This window comes from Thiocapsa sp. C2-2m, from assembly GCF_041903745.1.
Classification (GTDB): Bacteria; Pseudomonadota; Gammaproteobacteria; order Chromatiales; family Chromatiaceae; genus Thiocapsa; species Thiocapsa roseilacustris.
The window spans coordinates 50696-67712 of record NZ_JBBWVD010000023.1 but is presented as its reverse complement, the minus strand read 5'-3'; the positions used below and the strand labels follow the sequence as shown (position 1 = coordinate 67712).

15 protein-coding genes are annotated in these 17017 nt (G+C 62.9%); 11 read left to right on the top strand and 4 right to left on the bottom strand.

Annotated elements, in window-relative coordinates:
• Positions 1–15: 15 nt before the first annotated feature.
• The 3 genes from AADX97_RS17950 (at position 16) to speE (ending at position 2412) form a co-directional block, all read left to right on the top strand.
• Positions 16–888, top strand: a complete 873-nt coding sequence (locus AADX97_RS17950) for a response regulator (protein WP_374234885.1) — start codon at positions 16–18, stop codon at positions 886–888.
• 43 nt (positions 889–931) lie between these two features.
• A complete protein-coding gene (locus AADX97_RS17945) occupies positions 932–1270 on the top strand; it encodes a metalloregulator ArsR/SmtB family transcription factor (RefSeq protein WP_120796752.1) in 339 nt (112 codons plus the stop codon).
• Between the two features lie 278 nt (positions 1271–1548).
• The gene (gene speE, locus AADX97_RS17940; RefSeq protein WP_374234886.1) at positions 1549–2412 is read left to right on the top strand and encodes a polyamine aminopropyltransferase; all 864 of its coding nucleotides are present in this window, start codon (positions 1549–1551) and stop codon (positions 2410–2412) included.
• 207 nt (positions 2413–2619) lie between these two features.
• Here the strand turns inward: speE and AADX97_RS17935 are convergent, their stop codons facing one another.
• From AADX97_RS17935 to AADX97_RS17920, 4 genes are all read right to left on the bottom strand, one after another.
• Positions 2620–3879: an ammonium transporter gene (locus tag AADX97_RS17935; protein WP_374234887.1), complete on the bottom strand. Its 1260-nt coding sequence runs from the start codon at positions 3877–3879 to the stop codon at positions 2620–2622.
• A 67-nt stretch (positions 3880–3946) separates the two neighbouring features.
• Positions 3947–5284, bottom strand: a complete 1338-nt coding sequence (locus AADX97_RS17930) for an ammonium transporter (protein WP_374234888.1) — start codon at positions 5282–5284, stop codon at positions 3947–3949.
• Between the two features lie 23 nt (positions 5285–5307).
• On the bottom strand, positions 5308–5646 hold the full coding sequence (locus tag AADX97_RS17925) for a P-II family nitrogen regulator (RefSeq protein ID WP_374234889.1): 339 nt from the start codon (positions 5644–5646) through the stop codon (positions 5308–5310).
• Between the two features lie 77 nt (positions 5647–5723).
• A complete protein-coding gene (locus AADX97_RS17920; RefSeq protein WP_374234890.1) occupies positions 5724–6506 on the bottom strand; it encodes a TorF family putative porin in 783 nt (260 codons plus the stop codon).
• 410 nt (positions 6507–6916) lie between these two features.
• Here AADX97_RS17920 and AADX97_RS17915 point away from each other — a divergent pair, with 410 nt between their 5' ends.
• From AADX97_RS17915 to AADX97_RS17880, 8 genes are all read left to right on the top strand, one after another.
• Positions 6917–7183, top strand: coding sequence for an accessory factor UbiK family protein (locus AADX97_RS17915; RefSeq protein ID WP_374234891.1), 267 nt, complete (start codon positions 6917–6919; stop codon positions 7181–7183).
• A 22-nt stretch (positions 7184–7205) separates the two neighbouring features.
• Positions 7206–8729, top strand: a complete 1524-nt coding sequence (locus AADX97_RS17910; RefSeq protein WP_374234892.1) for a YifB family Mg chelatase-like AAA ATPase — start codon at positions 7206–7208, stop codon at positions 8727–8729.
• A gap of 201 nt (positions 8730–8930) precedes the next feature.
• Positions 8931–10838, top strand: a complete 1908-nt coding sequence (locus tag AADX97_RS17905; protein ID WP_374234893.1) for an ATP-binding cassette domain-containing protein — start codon at positions 8931–8933, stop codon at positions 10836–10838.
• Between the two features lie 149 nt (positions 10839–10987).
• A complete protein-coding gene (locus tag AADX97_RS17900; protein WP_374234894.1) occupies positions 10988–13501 on the top strand; it encodes a glycogen/starch/alpha-glucan phosphorylase in 2514 nt (837 codons plus the stop codon).
• Between the two features lie 145 nt (positions 13502–13646).
• On the top strand, positions 13647–14843 hold the full coding sequence (locus tag AADX97_RS17895; RefSeq protein WP_374234895.1) for a PP2C family protein-serine/threonine phosphatase: 1197 nt from the start codon (positions 13647–13649) through the stop codon (positions 14841–14843).
• A gap of 236 nt (positions 14844–15079) precedes the next feature.
• The gene (locus AADX97_RS17890) at positions 15080–15439 is read left to right on the top strand and encodes an Hpt domain-containing protein (RefSeq protein ID WP_374234896.1); all 360 of its coding nucleotides are present in this window, start codon (positions 15080–15082) and stop codon (positions 15437–15439) included.
• Positions 15440–15560: 121 nt separating this feature from the next.
• Entirely contained in the window at positions 15561–15902 is a 342-nt protein-coding gene (locus AADX97_RS17885; protein WP_374234897.1) for an STAS domain-containing protein, read from the top strand.
• Between the two features lie 84 nt (positions 15903–15986).
• Complete coding sequence (locus tag AADX97_RS17880) at positions 15987–16997, top strand: SLBB domain-containing protein (RefSeq protein WP_374234898.1); 1011 nt, start codon at positions 15987–15989, stop codon at positions 16995–16997.
• Positions 16998–17017: the final 20 nt, after the last annotated feature.

Sequence of the window (17017 nt, the reverse complement as noted above, 5' to 3'; positions counted from 1 at the left end):
ACAAGGGCAGACGACATGACCCGTTACGCCGGCTTCAAGCTGCTGATCGTCGACGACCACGCTCACAATCTCTTCACGCTCCGAACCCTGATCGAGAGCGAGATGGATGTCGAGGTTCTCGAGGCCACCTCGGGTCAGGACGCCATCGACCTGACCCACCGGTATCCGGACATCGACCTCATCATCCTCGATGTGCAGATGCCCGAGATGGACGGCTTCGAGACCGCTTCCATGCTCAAATTGCGCAAGCGCACGCGCGATATCCCGATTATCTTCCTGACCGCTGCCTTCAAATCGGAAGAGTTTCAGCAGCGCGGGTTCGCCGTTGGTGCCGTCGACTATCTGCTCAAACCGATCGACGACAACCTTCTGATTAATAAGATCAGCACCTACTTCCGGCTGATCGAGAAAGAGCGCGAGCTCAACCGAACCCTGGAGCAGACGGTCGCGGAACGGACGAAGGAGCTCGCCGAAGCACGGCAATACCTGGAGAACATCATCACGCATATGGGCGAAGCGCTCTTGGTCTTGGATCCAAGCGGCACCATCAAGCACACCAACCCTGCCGCGTGGAAGATGCTCGGCTACCGCGGCGACGACCTGCGCGGTATGTCCATCGGCGATGTATTCGAAGAGGAAGGCGACGCCGAAGCAGGCGCCTTCATGGGAACCTGGCTGGAAGCACTGATCCGCACCGGGGCCCTGAGCCGGATCGAGGCCCGCTTCATCGCTCGCGACGGACGGCGCGTCCCGATCCTCTTCTCGCGCACCGCGGTAAAAGATACCGAAGGGCGGATCAGCGATATCATCTGTATCGCCAAGGATATGACCGGCTACGTTCGGGTCGGGGAGAACGGGAACGCGAGATCCCTGCCGACAGGGGGATAAGCATCGACACGAATAAGATCGACGCCCCGAGGGAGGAGCAAGCATGAGTGAGCCGATGGTCCCCGAAACCCCCGAAGACGATGAAAACACCACCCTGACCGCCAACGCACTGAAGGCGATGGCCCACCCGCTGCGCTGGAAGATCCTTTGCTCGCTCGGCGACAAGGAGCTTTCGGTCGGCGAGATCGTCGACCGCACCGGGACCTCGCAGAGCAATATCTCCCAGCACTTAGAGCAGCTGCGCAACAAGAATATCGTCGTCGCCCGCAAAGAGGCGAACCGGATTTATTATCGGATCCGCAACGATCAGCTGCTCGACCTCATCGGCATCATGCGCGACGTCCTGTGCCCCGCAAACCTGGACGACCGATTCCCCAAATAGGCCGGCCTCTTGAATGCCCACCGGCGTCGGCCCCGGGGGTCGTCAGGTCTGCGCGGATGCTCGCCGAATCGGGACTCATGCCCTCGGCCGTGTTCTAGTTAACGTGTCAGAAAAACGTTGGGCACCGAATCCAATCGTTGTCGTTGTCGTTGTCGATTACGACAACGACAACGACACCGAGAGCCGTGGCAGATGGGTTCTCTCGTCGAGTTGTTTTTCTTGTTTTGGAACCGTTCCTAAAGATAATGCCCGCACACCCCACTCAGGACACTCCCCCCATGCTCGATCCCAACACCTGGTTCTCCGAGGTCGCAGCTGCAGACGGCGCCGCCTTCTCGCTGCGGATCTCCTCGAAACTCCACGAGGAGCAGAGCCCCTATCAGCACATCGAGATTTACGAGACCGAGGGTTTCGGCAATCTCATGGTGATCGACGGCTGCACCATGCTCTCGAGCCGCGACAACTTCCTCTATCACGAGATGATGTCGCACCCGGCACTCTTTACCCATCCGGATCCCAAGCGGGTCTGCATTATCGGGGGCGGCGACTGCGGGACCTTGCGCGAGGTGTTGAAGCACCCCGGTGTCGAGCAGGCGGTTCAGATCGACATCGACGAGCGGGTGACGCGTCTCTCCGAGATGTTTTTTCCGGAGCTCACCGCCTCCAACGGCGATGCGCGCGCGCACCTCTTGTTCGAGGACGGGGTGCGCTGGATCCAGGAGGCGGATGCCGGCAGTCTGGACATCATCATCGTCGACAGTACCGACCCCGTCGGGCCCGCGGTCGGTCTCTTCACCAGCGAATTCTACGCCCACTGCCGACGCGCCTTGGGCACGGGCGGCATTCTGGTTCAACAGAGCGAATCCCCCCTGTATCACATGTGCATCCTGACCGAGATGCACACCGCGATGCGCAGCGCCGGCTTCCGCAACACCGGCTCCCTCTTTTTCCCCCTACCCATCTATCCCTCCGGCTGGTGGAGCGCGACGATGGCAGGCACCGACCTGTCGGTCGGGGATTTTCGTGTCGATGACGCGGCTCGCAAAGCCTTCGACACCCTCTACTACAACGCCGAAATCCATCGCGCCGCCCTGGCTCAACCCGAATTCTTCCGGCGCGCGCTCGCCGAGATCGCCGACTGAGCCCGGTTGCTCGGGGCTTCCGACGCATCGTATGGCGGGCCGAGGTCGAGCAAGGTCCGGCGCTCCGGGGGCGCCGAACATCGAATGTTTGTTGCACGGCGTTTCAGCCGACCTTGATGGATTTCGCTGGACGCGGTGTAAATTTCGGGGGCAAAAAAATGGGGCCCGAAGGGCCCCCAAGAATTCACAACAGTGCAAAGCGGAACATCAGACGCCGCCGCGAGCCCCGACAAACTCGGGGTAGGCCTCGAGGCCGCACTCCCCGATGTCGACACCCTCGTACTCCTCTTCCTCGCTGACTCGGATACCCATGATGAGCTTGAGGATCAGCCAGACGATGAAGGAGGTCACAAAGACCCAACCCAGGATGGTCCCGAGACCGATCGCCTGAGCAGCGAAGCTAGCGTCGCTATTGGTGATGGGCACCGCCATCAGACCCCACATTCCGACCACGCCGTGCACGGAGATGGCACCGACCGGATCATCGACCCGCAGCTTGTCCATCGTGACGATCGCGAAGACGACGATCACGCCGCCGATGGCCCCGATCATGGTCGCGAGCAAGGGCGAAGGCGTCAGCGGCTCGGCCGTGATGGCGACCAGCCCGGCAAGGGCACCGTTCAAGGCCATCGTAAGATCGGCTTTGCCGAACAGCAGCCGTGCCGTGATCAGACCGAAGATGGTTCCGCCGGCCGCTGACATGTTGGTGTTGACGAAGACCGCCGCCACCGCATTGGCATCCTCGATGTTGGAGATGACCAGCTGCGACCCGCCGTTGAAGCCAAACCACCCAAGCCAGAGGATGAAGGTACCGAGCGTGGCGATCGGCATATTCGCTCCAGGGATGGCGTTGATGGATCCGTCTTTCCCGTATTTGCCCTTACGCGCACCCAGCAGAAGAACACCTGCAAGCGCGGCCGAGGCGCCTGCCAAATGAACGAGTCCGGAGCCTGCGAAGTCGAGAAATCCGAGCTCGTCGAGGAAACCGCCGCCCCATTTCCAATAACCCTGCATCGGGTAGATGAATCCGGTCATCACCACCGCAAAGAGCAGGAAGGCCCAGAGCTTCATCCGCTCGGCCACGGCACCGGAAACAATCGACATGGCGGTGGCCACGAAGACAACCTGGAAGAAGAAGTCGGCCATCGAGGAGTAGTAAGTTTCACCGTCGCTGCCCAGGACATCTTCGACGCTGTTGTCGCCGCCGAACATGAAGCCCCAATCGATAACGGGGATAAAGCCGTTTCCGTCGGCCGGATACATGATTCCGTAGCCCACCAGCATGTACATGATCGAGGCGACCGCGAAGAGTGCGATGTTCTTGGTCAGGATTTCGGCGGTGTTCTTGGCGCGGACCATCCCGGCCTCGAGCATTGCGAAGCCGGCGGCCATCCACATGACCAGTGCGCCGGAGATGAGAAAATAGAAGGTATCGAGCGCGTAGCTCAACTCGGTAATTGCTTCCACGAGAGGATCTCCAAGAGGTTCGAGGCGAGGCAGGGCCGAGGCGGACGGATCCGCCTCGGCTGGCGGCTTACAGGATGTAACCGCGCTCGCCGTGCTGGGAAAGATCGAGGCCTTCGGTTTCCTGCTCCTCGCTGACACGCAGACCGATGACCAGATCGACCAGCTTGAGGATGAGGTAAGTCAGGATGACGGTGTAGACCAAGGTGAAGAGAACTCCCTTGATCTGGATCCACACCTGCCCGAGCATCGTCATCCCCTCGACTAGGCCGGCCCCGCCGAGTGCGGCCGAGACGAAGACGCCGGTCAGGATGGCGCCGACGATCCCCCCAACCGCATGGACACCGAAGACATCAAGCGAGTCGTCGTAGCCCAAGACCCGTTTAAGCTTGGTCGAAGCAAAGAAACAGATCATGCCCGAGGCGGCACCGATGGCGAGAGCACCGAGCGGACCGGCCGTTCCGGCAGCAGGCGTGATTGCGACGAGTCCGGCGACGGCGCCGGTCGCGATTCCCAGTACGCTCGGCTTGCCGTGCGTCACCCACTCGGAAAACATCCAGGCGAGTGCCGCGGCCGCCGTGGCGACCTGAGTCACCAGCATCGCCATTCCGGCACTCTCGTTTGCCGCGAGCGCGCTGCCGGCATTAAAGCCGAACCAGCCCACCCAAAGCATCGAGGCACCCAGCAGGGTGTAGCCCAGGTTGTGCGGAGGCATGGCCGTGTGCGGATAGCCCCGACGCTTGCCCAAGACCAAGGCGGTCACGAGACCCGCGATGCCGGCATTGATATGCACCACCGTACCGCCGGCGAAATCCAGAACGCCCCAGTCCCACATCAGCGCCCCGTCACCGCCCCAAACCATATGGGCAATCGGCAGATAGACGATGGTGAACCAGATCGCCATAAACCAGAGCAACGCAGAGAACTTCATACGTTCGGCGAAGGCACCGACGATCAGAGCCGGGGTAATGATGGCGAAGGTCATCTGAAAGGTGGCGAAAACAGTCTCGGGTATCGCGGCCGTCAGACTCTCGCGTGTCACCCCACCGAGCAGAACCTTGTCCAGCCCACCGATGAAGGTATTGATATTGATGGCACCCTGCTCCATGCCCTGCGTCGAAAACGCCAGACTGTAGCCATAGAGGACCCAGAGAATTGTCATGAGAGCGGCTATGGCAAAACATTGCATCAAAATCGATAGCACGTTCTTCGCTCGAACCATGCCGCCGTAGAAGAGCGCCAAACCCGGGATCGTCATGAATAGAACAAGTGCAGTCGCGGTCAGTATCCAGGCTGTGTCGCCGCTGTTCAGAACAGGGACCTCCTCGGCAAACGCCAGTGCAGGCGTCAACAGCAACAGAGCCGTCAGGGCCGGAAAGGCCAGTTGTCGCGGTTCCAAAATGTGCATCGTTGCGATCCTCTCGACGACCACTAGAGTGCGTCCGATCCGGTCTCGCCGGTGCGAATGCGGATGACTTGTAGGAGATCGAAGACGAAGATCTTCCCGTCGCCGATCTTGCCGGTCCGCGCCGCGCTGCTGATGGCCTCGATGACCTTCTCGACCATCGCGTCGTCCACGGCGATCTCCACCTTGATCTTGGGGAGAAAATCCACGACATACTCGGCGCCGCGGTAGAGCTCCGTGTGTCCTTTCTGGCGACCGAAGCCCTTGACCTCGATGACCGTTATACCGGATACGCCGATGTCCCCGAGTGCCTCGCGGACGTCGTCCAGCTTGAACGGCTTGATGATGGCTGCAACCAGTTTCATTGCAATGAAGCTCCTGTAGAGGCCAAGGCTTGAGCCTTGGCCGAGGGATTGGAATGGCGAGTACGAAGCGGGATGATTTAGAATTCCTTCAACCAGCCGACCCAGAACTGCGGGTCGTCGTCGTAGGTATCGCGTCCGACTTGATCGTAATTCAAGCTGAAGGTGCCGAAATCACCGGCCTCGCGGCTGACCGTCAGGCCCCAATGACCATAGTCGTTGCCGCCGTCGTTGTAATCGAAATCATAGTAGCCGCCGCGAACACCGAGCCCGAAATCGTAGGGCAGCGCAAACTCGAGGCCGGCGTAGTAGTACCAGTCACCTTCGACAAAGAGCGCTTCGCCGGAAGGAACGCCGGGCGCATCGTCGGCCTGACCCCAAACCGTGTAGGCCAATCCGAGCGTGAGCCACTTCCAGGTCGCGCTGCCGCCGAGTTCGGCGAAGTCGAGGTCCTTGCCATCGGGATATGCGTAGTAGATGGCGTTGACGTCGAAGCTGAGATCGTCGTTGATGGCCTTGCTGAAGCCCAAATAACCGTCGAGCTCATAGCCGGGCGAGCTGGAGGTTTCCACGACATCGAACGTCTTCTCATCGAAGTCGACCTCGTACTCGACACCGTCGCCGAAATCGACGTTGGAGATCCAAGCGCCTGCATAGAAACCACTGCTGTGCTCGTAGTCGACCCCGCCTTGAACGGCCGGGCTGTCGTCCGTCTGCGTCACGCCGCGGAAAATGTAATTGCTGACCACGCCGATATTGGCGCTGAAGTTATGCGTCTCGTCGGCCGCGGCGATCTGGAAGGTACCGGCGCTCATGGCGAGCGCCCCAAGCGCGAAAACGGTTCCGATGCGTCCTATTGTCATTGCTGTATGCCTCTCGATGATGCGGGCTTGCTTGTCGAGGTTGGAAGAAGACCGGCCGGTGCCCGAGTGACCTCGCCGGTTGTGACGTTGTGATGTCGATAAGGCATAAAGCGCGCCACATCTTGGCGCCCCACTGGAAAGAGGTATTTCGGCATCATGTGACAAAGACACAACAGCACACCGCACCAAGGCGACGCATAGGCGGGCACCGGGAAGAACGGCCGCACCATAAAGATGCAACGCTGCGGCCTTCGATTGAATGCCGGCCCACTTGCCCGCCTAGCCGTCCTATAATGGCGGCTGAGTCGGCTAACAATGGCTCTCGCGACAATGGATTCGCCGCGGGATCGGCACTCGCATCCACGTTGGACCTACGGGTCAAGCACAGACCGCAGCACAGAGGACACCCCATGTTGGAACCAAAACAGCTCGACGATCTCGCCCAGCGCCTCGCATCGGCGATGCCGAAGGGTATCCAGATGTTGCAGGAAGACATCGGCCGCAATCTCCGAGCCTCGCTCGAATCCGGCCTGGAGAAGCTCGACCTGGTCACCCGCGAGGAGTTCGACGTCCAATCCGCGGTCCTGGCGCGCAGCCGCGAGAAACTGGCGGTGCTCGAGGCGCGCATCGCCGAGCTGGAGCGTGCGCCGGCACCCGGGCAAACAGGGGCGGATTGAGGTCCCGATACCGAGCAGGGGCATGGCCCTCTGTATCCTGCACAGTCGTGCGCGGGTCGGCATTCATGCCCCCGCCGTTACGGTCGAGGTCCATCTATCCGGAGGTCTGCCCTATCTATCGATGGTCGGACTGCCCGAGATGGCGGTCAAAGAGAGCAAGGACCGCGTGCGCGGCGCCTTGTTGAACGGCCGGTTCCAGTTTCCGATCGGCCGGGTCACCATCAATCTTGCACCGGCCGACCTTCCCAAGGAGGGCGGACGCTTCGATCTGCCGATCGCGCTCGGCATCCTCGGCGCGTCCGGCCAGATCGTCACCGAGCGGCTGGATCGCTACGAATGGATCGGCGAGCTGGCGCTCTCGGGCGGGTTACGCCCGGTCAACGGCGTCCTGCCCGTCGCGGTGGCGGCACGCGAGGCGGGTCGGGAGCTGATCCTGCCGGCCGAGAATGCCGCCGAGGCGTCGCTGGTCTCCGGACTCGAGATCCGACCGGCGCGGCACCTGATGGAGGTATGCGAGCATCTGAACGGGACGCGCGTGCTGCCGACATTCGTTGCGGGCGAGCGCGTTTTCGTCGAGCCCGTCTATCCCGATCTCGCGGAGGTCAGGGGTCAGGAGCATGCGAAGCGGGCCCTGGAGATCGCTGCCGCGGGTGGCCACAGCCTGCTCTTGATCGGCCCGCCCGGCACCGGAAAGTCGATGTTGGCGAACCGGCTCCCCGGACTCTTACCGCCGTTGAGCGAGTACGAGGCGCTGGAGGCGGCGGCGATCCGCTCGGTGAGCGATCGCGACCTGTTCGACCCGGCGCGCTGGCGCGAGCGTCCGTTTCGCTCGCCGCACCACACGGCATCCGGCGTCGCGTTGGTGGGCGGGGGCAGCAACCCGCGCCCCGGCGAGATCTCGCTGGCGCACCAAGGGGTCTTGTTTCTCGACGAGCTGCCCGAGTTCGACCGCAAGGTACTGGAGGTCTTGCGCGAGCCCTTGGAGTCCGGTCATATCGACATCTCGCGGGCTGCGCGACAGGCACGTTTCCCGGCCCGATTCCAGTTGGTCGCCGCGATGAATCCCTGTCCCTGCGGCTATCTCGGTGACAACAGCGGGCGCTGTCGGTGTACCCTTGACCAGGTGGGACGCTATCGCGGACGGATCTCGGGACCGCTGCTGGACCGCATCGACATGCACGTCGAGGTTCCTCGGCTGGACCTCTCTCGGCTCGGCGAATCCGCGTCGGAGAAGCGGGAGACGACAGCGCTTGTGCGACAGCGAGTTGGCGCCGCGCGCGCCCGCCAAATCGCGCGGGCGGGTAAGGCCAATCATGTCCTCGGACCTGCCGAGATCGAGCGCGACTGCGCCCTGGAGCCCGACGGGCAACGCATGATCCAGCAAGCGATCACCCGTCTGGCCCTATCGGCGCGGGCCTACCACCGCATCCTGAAGGTGGCCCGAACGATTGCGGATCTCGACGGTCTCGCGCTGATCGAGCAGCGACATCTCGGCGAGGCAATCGGTTACCGTCGGCTCGACCGCGGCAATCCGTCACCCACCTAAACCGCGTCCAGAGCGCCATGCGTCATTTTCGTGATGTATTCAGTCTTGGGGACTTCACCACCCTTGGTGGAGACGCGATTTAATATTCCTATTTTTTCAAAATTTTAAACCGCGCCAGCTCCAACAATCCTCAAGTCTGCCGGGGCCGGTCGCATCCAAGAACATCAGATACCGCGCTGGGCGCGGTTTAGACTCGACACCATGCTCCAGCTCCAATCACTCAGCCTGCGCCGCGGCCCGCACCTCTTGATCGAGGGCGGCGACGTCACCGTCTATCCGGGTCAAAAGGTCGGGTTGGTCGGCTACAACGGCTGCGGCAAGTCGAGCCTCTTCGCGCTGCTGCTCGGGCATCTCCACGCCGACGCCGGTCAAGCGACGATCCCGGCCGGCTGGGAGGTCGCCCATGTCGCCCAGCACACCCCGGACAGCGAGGGCGCGGCGATCGACTTCGTGCTCGACGGCGACGCCGAGATGCGCCGCATCCAGGCCGAGCTGGCAAGGGCCGAGGCGGCCGGCGACGGACTGCAGCAGGGCGAGCTGCTGGGGCGGCTGGAGGCGATCGACGCCTACGGGGCGGAAAGCCGTGCGGCGCGACTTCTGCATGGGCTCGGCTTCGCACCCGGCGACGAGCACCGCTCGGTCAATAGTTATTCGGGCGGTTGGCGGATGCGTCTCGCCTTGGCGCGCACCTTGATGTGCCGCTCGGACCTCCTGCTGCTCGACGAGCCGACCAACCACCTTGACCTCGACGCCGTGATCTGGCTGGAAGGCTGGTTGAAGGCGTATCCGGGAACGCTCCTGCTGATCTCGCACGACCGCGACTTCCTCGACGCCGTGACCGGGCATATCCTGCACCTCGACCATCAACACCTGACCCTCTACGCGGGAAACTACTCCGCCTTCGAGCGCCAGCGCGCCGAGCGGCTCGCCCAGCAACAGGCCGCGAGCGAGCGCCAACAGCGCGAGATCGCGCACATGCGCAGCTTCGTCGAGCGCTTCCGGGCCAAGGCGACGAAGGCGCGTCAAGCGCAAAGCCGCCTGAAGGCGCTCGAGCGCATGGAGCTGATCGCGCCGGCCCACGTGGACTCGCCCTTTCGCTTCGCGTTCGCGCCGGCCGAAAACCTGCCGCGCCCGCTCTTGCGCCTGGACGAGATCGCGGCCGGCTACGGCGCAAGGCCCATCATCGAGGGGGTTGGACTCAGCCTCAACCCCGGGGATCGCATCGGACTGCTCGGGCGCAACGGGGCCGGTAAATCCACCTTCATCAAGGTCCTGGCCGGCGAGCTGACCCCCTCGAACGGGCGTCTGGAACGCGCTCAAGCCCTGAAGATCGGCTATTTCGCCCAACACCAGGTCCACCAGTTGCGTCTGGACGACAGCCCGCTCGGCCATCTTCGTCGCCAGGATCCTGGCGCGACCGAGCAGACCCTGCGCAGCTATCTGGGCGGATTCGGCTTCGAAGGCGATCGCGCACTCGGTCCGGTCGGCCCGCTCTCGGGCGGCGAGAAGGCGCGGCTGGTGCTTGCACTGCTCATCCGCCAGCGGCCCAATCTGCTGCTGCTCGACGAGCCGACGAACCATCTGGACCTCGAGATGCGGCATGCCTTGACCGAGGCGCTCCAAGACTTCGACGGCGCCTTGGTGCTGGTCTCCCATGACCGTCACCTGCTGCGGGTCACCGCCGACACGCTGCTCCTGGTCGACGCCGGTGCGGTGCGAGCGTTCGACGGAGATCTGGACGATTACCCCGCCTGGCTGGCCAACAACGACCCGAATCGCGGCTCCGCGGCGACGCGCCCGACCGGGGCGCCGTCGGTCGCCGCAACCGACGGCGGCGACCGCAAGCAGCAGCGTCGTCAGGCGGCGCAATCGCGTCAGACACTCCAGCCGTTGCGACAGCAGGAGAGAACGCTGGAGAAACGCATGGAAACACTGACGGCCCGCCGCGCAGTACTCGAGCAGGCACTCGCCGATCCGGACCTGTACGCCCCGGAGGCCAAGGTGGGATTGCTCGCGCTGCTCGAAGAGCAACGGCGGGTCTGCGCCGACCTGGAAGCCACGGAGGAGGCCTGGCTTGAGGTCAACGAGGCGATAGACCAGGCTCGATAGTTGCATGATTGACCCGACGAGACCGTCAAGGAGACCTTACACTCAGCGACCGATCCCGCTCGACCGAGCTGTTCATGCCTCTCGCGCCCGACGCGATTCGACACCTCGGCTCAAGCTCAACCCCAACCGATCAAGGATCCAGCGGCACCATGTCACCGTTCAAAAACATCATCAGTGCCCGACCGAACGAGCAATTCTTCGACCTCCCCCCTCTGCCGATGACACCGGAGGGTATCGCACGCGATTTTCAGCACTACTACGCCTACACCTTCGGGCGGGATCGCGACTGCCAGTCCGCCTACTATCCCTACAAGGCGCTCGCGATCGCCTTGCGCGACCGCCTCATGGAGCGATGGAAAAGCACCCGACACGCCTATGAAGAGGCCGATTGCAAACGCACCTATTATGTGTCGCTCGAGTTCCTGATGGGGCGCACCCTCTCCAACGCGATGCTCAATCTCGGGATCAGCGACGCGGCCTCGAAGGGGCTCTACGACCTGGGTGTCGCACTGGAAGAGATCGCCGGCAACGAGCCCGACGCCGGATTGGGCAACGGCGGCCTCGGCCGGCTCGCGGCCTGCTTTCTCGATTCCTGCGCCACACTGCAGCTTCCCGTCAGGGGCTACGGACTGCACTACGAGTACGGGATGTTTCGGCAACTGATCGAGAACGGCAACCAGATCGAGGAGCCCGATCACTGGGTACGCGACGGCAACCCATGGGAGTTGGAGCGCCCCGAGTTCACCCAACGCATCCAGTTCGGCGGCCACACCGAGACCCACAAGGGCAACGACGGTCGCGCCGTCGTGCGCTGGGTCAGTACCAACGACGTACTCGCCGTCCCCTACGATATCCCGATCCCCGGTTATCGCAACGGCACCATCAACACCCTGCGGATGTGGAAGGCCGCTGCGACCGACGAGTTCAATCTCGGCGAGTTCAACTCGGGCAGTTATCCCGAATCGGTCGCGCAGAAGAACGCCGCCGAGCACATCACCATGGTGCTCTACCCCAACGATGCCAGCGAAAACGGCAAGGAGCTACGCCTGCGTCAGCAGTTCTTCCTCGCCAGCGCCAGTATCAAGGACGTGCTGCGCGACTGGATCCGTCTGCACGGAGAGGATTTCAGCAGCTTCGCCGAGAAGAACTGCTTCCAGCTCAACGACACGCACCCGGCCGTTTCGGTTGCCGAGCTGATGCGTCAGCTCATGGACGATCATGGGCTCGAATGGACGCAGGCTTGGGCCATCACCCGCAAAACCATGGCCTACACCAACCACACCTTGCTGCCCGAGGCGCTCGAACGCTGGCCCGTGCGGCTGTTCGAGCGGCTGCTCCCGCGCATTCTGCAGATCATCTACGAGATCAATGCCCGTTTTCTCGCCGAAGTGGCAACCCGCTGGCCGGGCGACAACGACCGCCAAAGACGCATGTCGCTGATCGAAGAAGGTTACGAGTCACAGGTCCGGATGGCCTACCTGGCGATCGTCGGGAGCTTCTCGGTCAACGGGGTCGCCGGTCTGCACTCCCAGCTGCTCGTCGAGGGTCTGTTCCGCGACTTCTACGAGCTCTGGCCCGATAAATTCAACAACAAGACCAACGGCGTGACCCCTCGCCGCTGGCTTGCGATGTGCAATCCCGGGCTGCGCGAGCTCCTCAACGAGACGATCGGCACCGAATGGATGCGTGATCTAGGCCAGCTCGAACGCCTTGTGCCTTACGCCGAAAACGCCGACTTCCGCGCGCGCTGGCATCGGATCAAGCAGGACAACAAGCGCTGTCTCGCCGCCACGGTCGAGCAGCTCTGCCGGGTCTCCTTCCCCGTCGATGGGCTCTTCGATGTACAGGTCAAACGTATCCACGAGTACAAGCGTCAGCTGCTCAACGTCCTGCACGTGATCCATCTTTACAACCGCATCAAGCGCGGCGACACGCGGGACTGGACCCCGCGCTGTGTTTTGATCGGCGGCAAGGCGGCGCCCGGCTATCAGATGGCCAAGCAGATCATCAAGCTGGTCAACAACGTCGCCCGCGTGATCAACGGCGATCCGGAAACCGAAGGCCTGCTGCGGGTCGCCTTCATCCCGGACTACTGCGTCTCGCTGATGGAAGTCATCGCACCCGGCACGGATCTTTCCGAACAGATCTCGACCGCCGGCAAGGAGGCCTCCGGCACGGGAAACATGAAGTTCATGATGAACGGCGCCATCACCATCGGCACACTCGACGGGGCCAACATCGAGATCCGCGAGCAGGTCGGGGACGAGCACTTCTTCCTCTTTGGTCTAACCGCCGCCGGGGTCGAGGCACGTCGCTCTCACTACGACCCCAACGGGATCATCGCCGGCGACGCCGCACTTCTCGAGGTCATGAGTCTGCTGGAGTCCGGACACTTCAACCAATTCGAGCCGGGCATCTTCGATCAGATCATCTTCTCGATCCGCAACGCCCATGACCCCTGGATGACTGCGGCGGACTTCCGCAGCTATATCGACGCCCAGGAACAGGTCTCGGCAGCCTACCGCGACTTCGAGCGTTGGCTGCGCATGAGCATCCTCAACACCGCCCACAGCGGCCACTTCTCCTCCGACCGCACCATTGCGGAGTACAACCGCGACATCTGGAAGCTGACGTCGGTCACGCCCGAGTCCTTGGGCGCCTGATCGCACCGGCCTCGGACGTGCTCGACGAGCACGCCCGAGGTCGCACCCGCACATCCCATCCGCGGCAATCCGCCCGCAATCATGAGCTCCGCGTCTATGGTATAAGGCGCTTTCACCCAATCCACGGCGAGACCGACCAGCGTCCATGCGTATCCTGATTGCCGACGATGCAAGCGACGCGAGGGAGATCCTCGGGCGACTGCTCAAGCGTTGGGGGCATGAGGTCGTGACGGCCAGCAACGGCCGCGAGGCGTGGGAGATCCTCGATCGCGAGACGATCCGTCTGATCATCAGCGACTGGATGATGCCGGAGATCGACGGACTGGAGCTCTGCAGACGGATCCGGGCCGTGCAGTGGGACCATTACGTCTACTTCATCCTCTTAACCGCCCGCGACGACAAAGAAGACCTGATCGAGGGCATGACCGCAGGTGCCGATGATTTTCTGACCAAGTCATTCAATTTCGAGGAACTGCGCGTCCGACTGCGTGCCGCCGAGCGCATCCTGAGCCTCGAAAGCCAACTCGCCTCGCGCAACAGCAAGCTCGAAGAGACCAACGGCAAGCTCCACGCCGCACTCGACCGGATCCAGCAGGACCTCCGTGCCGCAGCGGCCCTTCAGGCCAGCCTCCTGCCGAAGGATCCGAAAGTCTCGCCCGCCGTGGCCTTGGCTTGGTTGTTCCTGCCCGCGACCGAGATCGGCGGGGACATCTTCGATTTTTTCCGTTTGAACGATCGCGTCCTCGGGTTTTATCACCTCGATGTCGCGGGGCATGGCGTGCCCTCGGCGATGATGTCCGTCACCCTGAGTCGAACCCTGTCCGCGGAGCTCGGCGAAGGTCATCTGATCGCGCAGCCCGAAGGCGAGAATCGCGCCAGGGCCCCGGATGCCGTCGTCGCCGACCTCAACCGGCGTTTCCAATCCGGCGACAACGCACCCTACTTCACCATGGTGTACGGCTACATCGACACCCATTCGGGGCGCGGCGAGCTTTGTCAGGCGGGTCACCCCCACCCGCTGCTGGCCCGGCGCGATGGACGTGTCGAGCTGGTCGGACACGGCGGCTTTGCCGTCGGGATGCTCGAAGGCGTCTCCTACGACTCGGTCGGCTTCACGCTGGAGTCCGGCGACCGACTGATCCTCTACTCCGACGGCATCACGGATTGTCGCAACGCCGAGGGCGAGAGCTTCGAGATCGAGCGTCTCATCGGCTTGGCCGAAGACTGTCGAGGAGCGCCCCCGGAAACCTTGGCGACCCGCCTGGACATGGCTCTAAGGGCCTGGCGCGGAGCAGGCGAGATCGAGGACGACATCTCGCTGTTGGTGCTCCAGCGTCGATGAGCGATCGGACCCTGGCTCGGACTCGGCTCCGCGGCCCCGGAGAGTGAACAAGGACACTGCCCAACGTCGGCGCGGAGCGCTATTCTTAAGCAAGCGCCATCGCCCCGCGACCGAGCACCACCGACATCGAGACGGCTCGGGTCCGCGAGCGGTCGAGTGGATCGGATCACCGCAGGGCCTCGGATCGCCCCTTAGGTATCTCGCGCCACGCCCACTACAGTTATCGGATAGACAGCATGTCAGGTTCAGGAGAAGATCGGATCGATACGGTGATCGACACAAACGTCCTCGAAGACATCCGTGATCTGATGGAGGACGATTTTCCCGACTTGGTGCGGCGTTTTCTCGTGGATTCAGCCGACCTGCTCGATCAGTTGGATCAAGGCATTGCCAGCGGCGATACCGATTCGGTCCACCGCGCGGCCCATACTCTCAAGTCGAGCGCCGCGGCCCTCGGTGCGCTGGCCCTCTCCGACCGCGCCAAGCATCTGGAGGCCCTCGGTCGATCGGGGGGCCTCGCCGGCGCAGCGGCAGAAGCGACCGCAACCCGCGTCCAATTCGCGCGCGTTAAGGAGACCCTGGAGAAGCAAATCTGAGGATGGATCCTCACCATGGATGCCGACCTGATTCGGGCGCACGACGACCTGCTCGGCAGGTGTCCTGCAAACGCTCGGATCCCGAGGCGAACACAACCGCCCACCGCTGGAGCACATGAGGATGAAGGCAACCGTTACCCATCGGAAGATCGGCGATATCGACAGCGTCGCCATCGCCGGACGCTTAACCGCCGCCGAGGCGCCGACCGTTCGACAAGAGATCCTCGATGTCCTGGACCGGGGTGACGCGCGCCTCGTCCTTGACCTGTCGGAGATGGCCTTCTGCGATTCGAGCGGCCTCTCGGTGCTGATCTCCGCACTGAAGGCGGCGCGCGCCAGTGGCGGCAATGTCTCCTTGGCCGGACTCACACCCTCGGTTCGCGCGCTCATCGAGCTGACCCGCCTCCAGCAGGTTTTCGAGATCTTCGACGACGCCGAGGTCGCCGCCGCGCGAATGGGCTAGATCGAGAGTGCCGGGTAAACACCCGTCCGGATGAACGGGATCAAGCACGCGAGCGAGATTGTGCGATCGAGCCGATTCCGGCACATGGGGCCCCTTTCGCAGCGCGTGAGCCGAATCGGGCTCGTCCTCTTGTGGGCGTCCATCCTGAGCGGATGCGGCGCTTGGGAGATCGTCCCCGGCTCCACCCCCTCGGCGGCATCCGATTTCGAAGTGCCTGAACGGCGGATCGAGGCATCGAGCTTCGATCTCCTCAAGCGATTCGAGCAAGCCGGCGAGCCGGTGTATCGGTTTGGTCCCGGCGACGAGCTCGTCGTCTCGGTCGCGGCGCGCCCCGAAATCTCCGGGCCGCATCTAGTGGGTCCGGACGGCATTATCACGATACCCTTTGCCGGCCCCGTCCTCATCGGCGGTTCGACACGTGACGAGGCCGCCTCGCGGGTCGTCGAGGCGCTCGCGCCCTATTATCTCGATCTGTCGGTAACGGTCGGCGTGACACGCTACGGCTCGAATCGAATCGTGGTCCTCGGGCGTGTCGAAAATCCGGGCGTCCTTCAGTTCGACACCCCGCCGAATCTGCTCGAAACGCTCGCCCAAGCCGGCGGCCTCCCGCTCCTGCGTCCCGAGCAGCTTCTGACGCGCTGCGCCATCATTCGCGGAGACAGTATCCTCTGGGTCGATATCGCCCGGTTGCTGACCGGCGACCTATCGCTGAACATCCGCTTGCAGCGCAACGACATCGTCTACATCCCGGACTCCACCGACACTCCGGTCTATGTCCTCGGGGAGGTAGAGACCCCCGGCGTCTATCGCCTGACGCCGCAGATGTCGTTCCTGGATGCCCTGAGCCAGGCCGGCGGCCCGACCCGGGATGCGAATCTCAATCGGATTCATGTCATCCGTCCGGCCGATCGGGTCAATTTCAGTTTCTCCTTCATGGAGATCCTGAAACCGGATCCGGGGCTGAACGTCGCCATGAAGGAGGGCGACATCGTCTATGTCCCGCGCAGCGGTATCTCGCAGATCGGCTATATCCTGGAAAACTTCAATCCGTTCAGCTCGATCTTGATGATCAATCAGCTGATGAGCAGCGAATGACGAGGCGCCTTGTCTACTGC

Excerpts from the sequence above, each read along its gene's own strand:
- AADX97_RS17930 (WP_374234888.1), bottom strand. The coding sequence starts at position 5,284 with ATGCACATTTTGGAACCGCGACAACTGGCCTTTCCGGCCCTGACGGCT.
- speE (WP_374234886.1), top strand. The coding sequence starts at position 1,549 with ATGCTCGATCCCAACACCTGGTTCTCCGAGGTCGCAGCTGCAGACGGC.
- AADX97_RS17900 (WP_374234894.1), top strand. The coding sequence starts at position 10,988 with ATGTCACCGTTCAAAAACATCATCAGTGCCCGACCGAACGAGCAATTC.
- AADX97_RS17910 (WP_374234892.1), top strand. The coding sequence starts at position 7,206 with ATGGCCCTCTGTATCCTGCACAGTCGTGCGCGGGTCGGCATTCATGCC.
- AADX97_RS17945 (WP_120796752.1), top strand. The coding sequence starts at position 932 with ATGAGTGAGCCGATGGTCCCCGAAACCCCCGAAGACGATGAAAACACC.
- AADX97_RS17890 (WP_374234896.1), top strand. The coding sequence starts at position 15,080 with ATGTCAGGTTCAGGAGAAGATCGGATCGATACGGTGATCGACACAAAC.
- AADX97_RS17950 (WP_374234885.1), top strand. The coding sequence starts at position 16 with ATGACCCGTTACGCCGGCTTCAAGCTGCTGATCGTCGACGACCACGCT.
- AADX97_RS17885 (WP_374234897.1), top strand. The coding sequence starts at position 15,561 with ATGAAGGCAACCGTTACCCATCGGAAGATCGGCGATATCGACAGCGTC.
- AADX97_RS17925 (WP_374234889.1), bottom strand. The coding sequence starts at position 5,646 with ATGAAACTGGTTGCAGCCATCATCAAGCCGTTCAAGCTGGACGACGTC.
- AADX97_RS17895 (WP_374234895.1), top strand. The coding sequence starts at position 13,647 with ATGCGTATCCTGATTGCCGACGATGCAAGCGACGCGAGGGAGATCCTC.
- AADX97_RS17915 (WP_374234891.1), top strand. The coding sequence starts at position 6,917 with ATGTTGGAACCAAAACAGCTCGACGATCTCGCCCAGCGCCTCGCATCG.
- AADX97_RS17880 (WP_374234898.1), top strand. The coding sequence starts at position 15,987 with ATGGGGCCCCTTTCGCAGCGCGTGAGCCGAATCGGGCTCGTCCTCTTG.
- AADX97_RS17905 (WP_374234893.1), top strand. The coding sequence starts at position 8,931 with ATGCTCCAGCTCCAATCACTCAGCCTGCGCCGCGGCCCGCACCTCTTG.
- AADX97_RS17920 (WP_374234890.1), bottom strand. The coding sequence starts at position 6,506 with ATGACAATAGGACGCATCGGAACCGTTTTCGCGCTTGGGGCGCTCGCC.